5 protein-coding genes are annotated in these 6,365 nt (G+C 54.9%); all 5 read left to right on the top strand.

The window, feature by feature from the left end:
- Positions 1–147 precede the first annotated feature (147 nt).
- Positions 148–768: an exonuclease domain-containing protein gene (locus tag CHU70_RS11170; protein WP_187269958.1), complete on the top strand. Its 621-nt coding sequence runs from the start codon at positions 148–150 to the stop codon at positions 766–768.
- 600 nt (positions 769–1,368) lie between these two features.
- The gene (locus CHU70_RS11165; RefSeq protein WP_187269957.1) at positions 1,369–2,325 is read left to right on the top strand and encodes a DUF932 domain-containing protein; all 957 of its coding nucleotides are present in this window, start codon (positions 1,369–1,371) and stop codon (positions 2,323–2,325) included.
- 259 nt (positions 2,326–2,584) lie between these two features.
- Positions 2,585–3,757: a hypothetical protein gene (locus tag CHU70_RS11160; protein ID WP_147739903.1), complete on the top strand. Its 1,173-nt coding sequence runs from the start codon at positions 2,585–2,587 to the stop codon at positions 3,755–3,757.
- Between the two features lie 730 nt (positions 3,758–4,487).
- Positions 4,488–5,477: a tyrosine-type recombinase/integrase gene (locus tag CHU70_RS11155; RefSeq protein ID WP_187269956.1), complete on the top strand. Its 990-nt coding sequence runs from the start codon at positions 4,488–4,490 to the stop codon at positions 5,475–5,477.
- 188 nt (positions 5,478–5,665) lie between these two features.
- The gene (locus CHU70_RS11150; RefSeq protein ID WP_242451402.1) at positions 5,666–6,364 is read left to right on the top strand and encodes an HNH endonuclease family protein; all 699 of its coding nucleotides are present in this window, start codon (positions 5,666–5,668) and stop codon (positions 6,362–6,364) included.
- Position 6,365 lies beyond the last annotated feature (1 nt).

The raw sequence follows: 6,365 nt of genomic DNA, 5'->3' as shown, positions 1-6,365 counted from the left end.
CCCCACACCGACCGCAACCAGGCGTTTTCCCCAATGCGGGCATCGATTGCCCACCCCGTCGCGCACCTGTTCGACTGCCAACCGGCCAGCCAATCCGGGCGCCACGGCATAGTTAAACCAAACACCACCACACGAGAAGAGGGCACCATGAAATACACCTACCTCGGCCTAGACGTCGAAACCACCGGCATCGACCCCTACGGAGAAGACCCGGCTGGCCTGCTTGAAGTTGGACTCGTCGCCTTTGACCGCAACATGCAGCCAGGAGCACACTTTCAATCCCTCGTAGCCTCTCCGGTCGCACAAACCCACATCGACAAAGGCATCAGTCCCTACGTGCATCAAATGCACACCAAAAACGGGCTCTTCAATGACCTCGCCCACGCAAACCCCGCAGACATCAGTGTGGACAAGGTGCAGGAACGCGCACTAGAGTTCGTCGCCACACACTTCGGAGAGCACAAGCCCTTCATGCTCGGATCATCGCTCACTCTGGATCGCACCTTCCTGTCAGCCGAAATGCCCCTTCTGCTCGATGCCTTCCATTTCCGCAGCATCGACGCAACGAGCCTGGCGCTTATCTGCACCGAAACCCTCGGCATCGACAGTGACCAGTTCCAGGCGAGGCAACCAGCGCCAGCATCTCAGGGTCTTCGTGGTAGCGCTCACCGTGTCATTGATGACCTTCATCGCAGCGCCTACCTCGCGCGCCGCGCAATCACCCTCATGGCGAACCACGGAGAGCTTGCGGGCACCCTCGCTGCATAGGGAATCGACATGGAACCTAGTCGGGGCTAGGGGAGGGGGTAGTCTCGTATGGTTCACATCACAAAAAGAATTGCGGCTTCCACCTGGCCACTCTTGAACCACGTAACTACATCTGTAGTTGCAGGCCAAAAAGTAGCTTTGCAATGCGTTGAGAACCCCACTATCACGTGCGACAATCGACAGTGTTCATCCCAGTTGTCGAACTGCGATGGATACACTTTTAGTGTGGTGCGAGCGCCCGGCATTTCCCCCTAAGAAAGCCCGCTCGGTTTTTGGTGAAAGGACGGTAGGTTGCTCCTACCGTCCTTTCTTAATGTCCGATACACTTAACTGCGTAGTCCATTTTCCCCAGCTCACTGGGGATGTTCCGATTTGGTTATGTGGGGCAGTGTTTCGGCTGAAAGCCCCCGAAGGACTACGTTTCCCCGCGCAAGCGGGGATTTTCTTTTAGGTCGAAAACCCTGCAAAGGGACTGTCCGACACTGGTGTGACAACACCTCTGGTGGCGAAAAGTCCGCGCCAACAAACTCCGGCCAGGTCTACAACTGCTCCTGCAAAGCTGAAGGCAACACCCAAGCACACGACCGAAAAGGAGCAGCCATGACCGCGCCAGCCATTTCTCGCACTACTCGCCAGACTGCGACCGCAACATTGGGTACAGACATTTCCCGCACGGCAAGCCTCGATGACGCCCTCGAACTTGCCGACCTGAATTGGAACATCATCGAAGAGCCCGCAGAAAAGATCTCGCTGCTCACAGACGAAGGAGTTATCACCACCTCCATTCCAGGCCAGCGCCTGATTATGCGTGATGACAACTTCATCACTCTTGGCGTCGTTGGCTCCCGCTACGAGCCGGTTGCCAATGCCGATGCCTTTGCCCTCGCAGACGCTGCACACATGCTCGGCGCCGAGTTCTCCCACGCAGGAGAACTTGACCACGGCCGAAAGACCTTCCTGAGCATGAAACTGCCAGAAGCGCAGATTACCGTCGGCGGCTATGACATCATTGACTTCTCAATCAATCTCTCCGCAGACCACGCCGGTCGGGGAACCATCCTCGGTGACATCCAGGGAACCCGGCTGGTATGCACCAACGGTATGCGCACAGGCTTTGGTGACAAGTTCACCTGGAGTATCCGTCATACTAAGACCGCAGAGCAGCGCATGGACGAAGCGCGTGAAACACTGCATCGAGCCATGATTTACGCCGCGGACTTCGCAGACTGTGCGGAGGCGCTCATAGCGAGCAAGTTCACTGCCAACGAGTTCGATGGCTTCATTGGCACACTTTTCCCCAAGCCAGATGAGGAAATGGGTGTACGTGCAGTCACCTCGTGGGAAAAGCGCCGCGACCAACTAATGCACCTGTTCGTTAATGAAGAAACCCAAGAGGAAGGCCGCAATACGAAGTGGGCTGCATACAACGCTGTTGCAGAGTGGAATGACTGGGTTAGGCCAGCGCAGGGCGGAGCCGAAGGCCGTGCACTTCGCAACTTCCGAACCCGCAATAGCTCCAACGTCGTAAACCGGGCATTCGACCTTCTGGTCGCTTAGCGCAACACCCTCAGAGCCCTCGGTAGCTACCGCCGAGGGCTTTCGTGTGGGGTGGGCTTACTGGCTGTGTGATTGGACTGTCCGACTACGGTTCAGCCACATACTCGCTGCACATAACGCATAAATAGGCGGTGACTACACACGTAGTGAGTGAGTGACTACGAGAGTAGTCACGTGGTGGAAATCATTTCGGCCAGATAGTGAAGCGCGGTTGCGACACTAAGCGCAGTTGTTCGCCACACACGAGAGGAAATCCACGATGACTACCGCAACTCAGACCATCGCCACCATTCCTGCTAAACCGCTTCGCCGCGCAACTAACTCACTCTTCCGTAAGCTCACGAGCACTACGGTCGCAGCCCTGCGTGTTGAAAACGGTAGCCTTTACCTGGAGCGCCGCGAAAACAAGAACTACGTATCGCGCTGGATCTGCGCTGTCGATACCCAAGATGCAATCTGCATGACCTGCAACGCAACCGAGTTCCGCAACTTCATCGAGTCGGCAACACCCACTCTGTCAGACCCGGCAGCCGACACGATATTCGTCAATCTATCCATCTCCACTGGTGAAATGGTATTCCAGGCAGAATCCAGCCCGTCGTTCGCCCCTTGTGTCACCTCTGGCAACCCCGATTCGGAGCCGTATTTCCGCGTATCTGCAAAGGCATTCAAGGAGGCTATCTCCGCAATTGAGGTAGCACGAGGCGAGCTGCAGGGGGCGCAGGGAAGAAAGCATCAGATGCTAGAGTCCTTTTACGTCTACTGTGAGGGAAATCAAGTCACTCTCCTTGCCACGGATCGCATTAGGATTGCAAAGCGAGTTCTGGAAGTGAACTCTCTATGTGAGCAACCCGATAGTACGCATCGACGCTTCACGATTGATGCCCGCCTGGTAGAGAACTTTGCACGTTCGATTCAGCCAAATGGCGAGGTAGAGTGCCGATTGGCGTGTGGTGGGGATGCTGTCATACTTTCCTCCGAGGAAGCTATGACAAGGATTAATGCCTACGATCCGGAAGTTGAGCTGGGAGTCTTCTTTACAGCCAATGCTACGTCGGTCGTGCTGATTGACACAGCGCAGTTCAAACGGGCGATCAAGAATGCCGCTCCGCGCGTGTCTCGCAATGGGGACGTGACTTTCGATATGCAAGATGGACGAGTTCGGTGCTTGGCAACTACCAAGAGTGAACCGGCTGAACTGCATGACTGTGGAGTGAGCGGTCATGGCAGCGCACTTTTCCGAGTTGATCTGCAGTACCTACTCAATGGCTTACGCTGCATTGATTGCGACAGAGTGGCACTATTCCTTGAGAAAGATGCGTCGCGTCGCCCGATTCGCTTTAATCCTGCCAGCTCGCAAGATGACGGTGAGCTCATTCCGGGAGCCAGTAGTTCGTCCTACGTTCTCATGCCGATTCGACTGCCGCGATAATGAGAGGTGGCATGTGGTGTGAGATTGTCATCAAACGTTAGACGCTTGATGGCCAATACGGCGTTGCTAGTATCATTCGAGTCTAGATGTCCTATGGGATTCTGGAGAACCTACGGAAGTCCCGAGTGCTACAACAGGACACAAGAGCATGAATGAGTATGGCGTACACCAATTTATGTGTGAGGAATATCACAGACGGGAATTTTCAGGCGATAAAACGGATAATCTCAATTATCCGTAAAGTATAATTGGCTCAAATCCCCCTCCCTGCGAGGCGGGATTGAGTACAAAAAGGCGCTCTGTAGATTGTTGAACAATCTGAACCGAAAAGCCGACTACCTGGACTAATAGAAGTTCAGTCACTGCGCAGAGATGTTGATGGAGGGTTGTGAGTGTCCGCGGTATCGCCGGTCAAAAAGAGTGGTCTAACAAGCGGTGGCCAATGGTTTTGTCGGCGCGCTCTAGCCCTTGCTTCTGGTGGTCTAAATGTGTTAGGTGTGTCAGCCCAATAATGTCACTGTGACAAATATAAGCCGATATGAGTGTGGCGCAGAACTGGCGAGAAAAACAATGTTCCATAATAGGACGCGCAACCACGAGTAGTAATTAAAGAGCTAGACAGAACGCACAGCAATTAGTGGAGACGATAGGTATGCCAAGGAAGCCAGCCCCCAAACGATACAGGTGGCGCACAGGAACACCTGTACGCACAGTAAATGACGCAACCACAATGTTCCTTGCGCACTGCCAAGCCCAACGACTATCGGACAACACAATTCATGCCTATGTCAATGACCTCCGCACCATTGAACGCATAATCCGCGAACTGCTAGAGATACCCCGCGACCAACCAATCCCGATTGAGGACATAGACCGAAACCTACTCACCGACGCCTTCGCGGAATACGCCGCCGACCACGCGCCATCCTCACACCGACGATGCTGGGCGGCATGGAACGGAATGCTGCAACACCTTGTATCGCACGAGATCATCGACCGAAACCCTATGGCACAAGTCCCCTCCGCAAACGGCAACCACGGAACATCCGTCCCCAACGCCCTTCCCCCAGAAGCTGTCGAACGCCTACTCAGCACCCTTGCCGACCCCCAACCCGAATACCGCACCGACAAATACCGGCAATGGTGGCAGCGAGACTACGCCATGATTCTCCTCATGCTCGCCACCGGAGTCCGTACCGACGAACTATGCGAACTCAACATCAGCAGCGTCTCTCCCACATTCGATGAATCCGGCGCGCGAACCATCACAGTAGTAGGAAAAGGCGGCAAAGAACGGAAAATCCCCATTGAGAAACCAGTGGGAGAAGCCATCGACGAATACCTAGTCTCTCGCGCTTCCCGCCTGCCAGAAACGGTTAACGACACATCGCGCAACAGTTTCAGTAGATGGGCGCCTGACCAGCCACTATTCATCAAAACAGACGGCACCAGAATCAACGACACCACGCTAACAAGCCGAGTATCTATCGCCTATAAACGCGCCGGCATCACCGGATACCGCGCCAAGGGGTCACTCAACCATCAGCTCCGCCACACGTTCGCAACCATGATGGCAGAAGATCCTGATGTCACCGTCTACCAACTCCAACGCCTTATGGGGCACAACTCAATCAACACGACAGAACGCTACACGCGCGGCGCCGGTCGCCACGTCCGCGATGCTATTAAACGCAACCCCATCTACAAAATGGTCGAATAACGCACGCCGCCTAGCCCCTCTGCGCAGTGCTGGAGGGGCACTTTTGCGTTTCAACGCCGCACAGCGTCGCACAGTGCACGTCCCTGACTGTCCAAAATCAAGCAAAATAGCCAACCTCGGCCAACAGAAAGCGCTCTCATGCGAAACTCGTAGGCACCACCATGCACACACCACAATCAGGAGTTCCTATGTCCACCACGGGTTCCATACTCGCCGGTATCCTCTCGATTGCGATTGGAGTACTCGGCCCCACCTCGCCAGACGCCACAGCAGAACAGCCCACGTCAGCACCCTCCGCAGTCAGCGAGCAAAGCGTTGATAAAGCTCGCGACCAACTCGACCAACTAGACGTCAAAGGTCGCGCACCTAAAACCGGATACTCACGCGCACAGTTCGGAAAGAGCTGGGACGACAACGTAGATGTCGAATACGGCAACAACAACTGCCCTACCAATGAAGACATCAAAGCCCGAGACTTCATCAACATTGCATTCGTTCCCAACACCGACGATTGCAAAGTGAAATCAGGTCTTCTTCACGACCCCTACAGCGGTAAGAAAGTCCAGTACCAGCGCACAAACAACGACCGCACAGTCAGCATTGACCACATCGTTTCCCTCTCCGACGCATGGCAAAAAGGTGCGCAGAAGCTCACCGCCAAGGAACGCCGCAACTTCGCCAACGATCCACGCAACCTTGTTGCCACAACGGACTCCCTCAACTCCCAAAAAGGCGACGGCGATGCAGCGACCTGGTTGCCCCCATCTAAGAGCTACCGCTGCGACTACGCCAAGAGCCAGATTGAGGTGAAAACCATCTATGACCTGTGGGTAACCGCTGCCGAAAAGGAAGCGCTTCACCGCCAGCTAGACACCTGCAATAGGTAAA

The sequence above is a fragment of the Corynebacterium sp. LK10 genome, assembly GCF_008042455.1.
Lineage (GTDB): Bacteria > Actinomycetota > Actinomycetes > Mycobacteriales > Mycobacteriaceae > Corynebacterium > Corynebacterium jeikeium_D.
The sequence above is the reverse complement of the archived record's forward strand: the minus strand, read 5'-3'. Positions and strand labels throughout refer to the sequence as shown.

Excerpts from the sequence above, each read along its gene's own strand:
- CHU70_RS11170 (WP_187269958.1), top strand. The coding sequence starts at position 148 with ATGAAATACACCTACCTCGGCCTAGACGTCGAAACCACCGGCATCGAC.
- CHU70_RS11165 (WP_187269957.1), top strand. The coding sequence starts at position 1,369 with ATGACCGCGCCAGCCATTTCTCGCACTACTCGCCAGACTGCGACCGCA.
- CHU70_RS11160 (WP_147739903.1), top strand. The coding sequence starts at position 2,585 with ATGACTACCGCAACTCAGACCATCGCCACCATTCCTGCTAAACCGCTT.
- CHU70_RS11155 (WP_187269956.1), top strand. The coding sequence starts at position 4,488 with ATGTTCCTTGCGCACTGCCAAGCCCAACGACTATCGGACAACACAATT.
- CHU70_RS11150 (WP_242451402.1), top strand. The coding sequence starts at position 5,666 with ATGTCCACCACGGGTTCCATACTCGCCGGTATCCTCTCGATTGCGATT.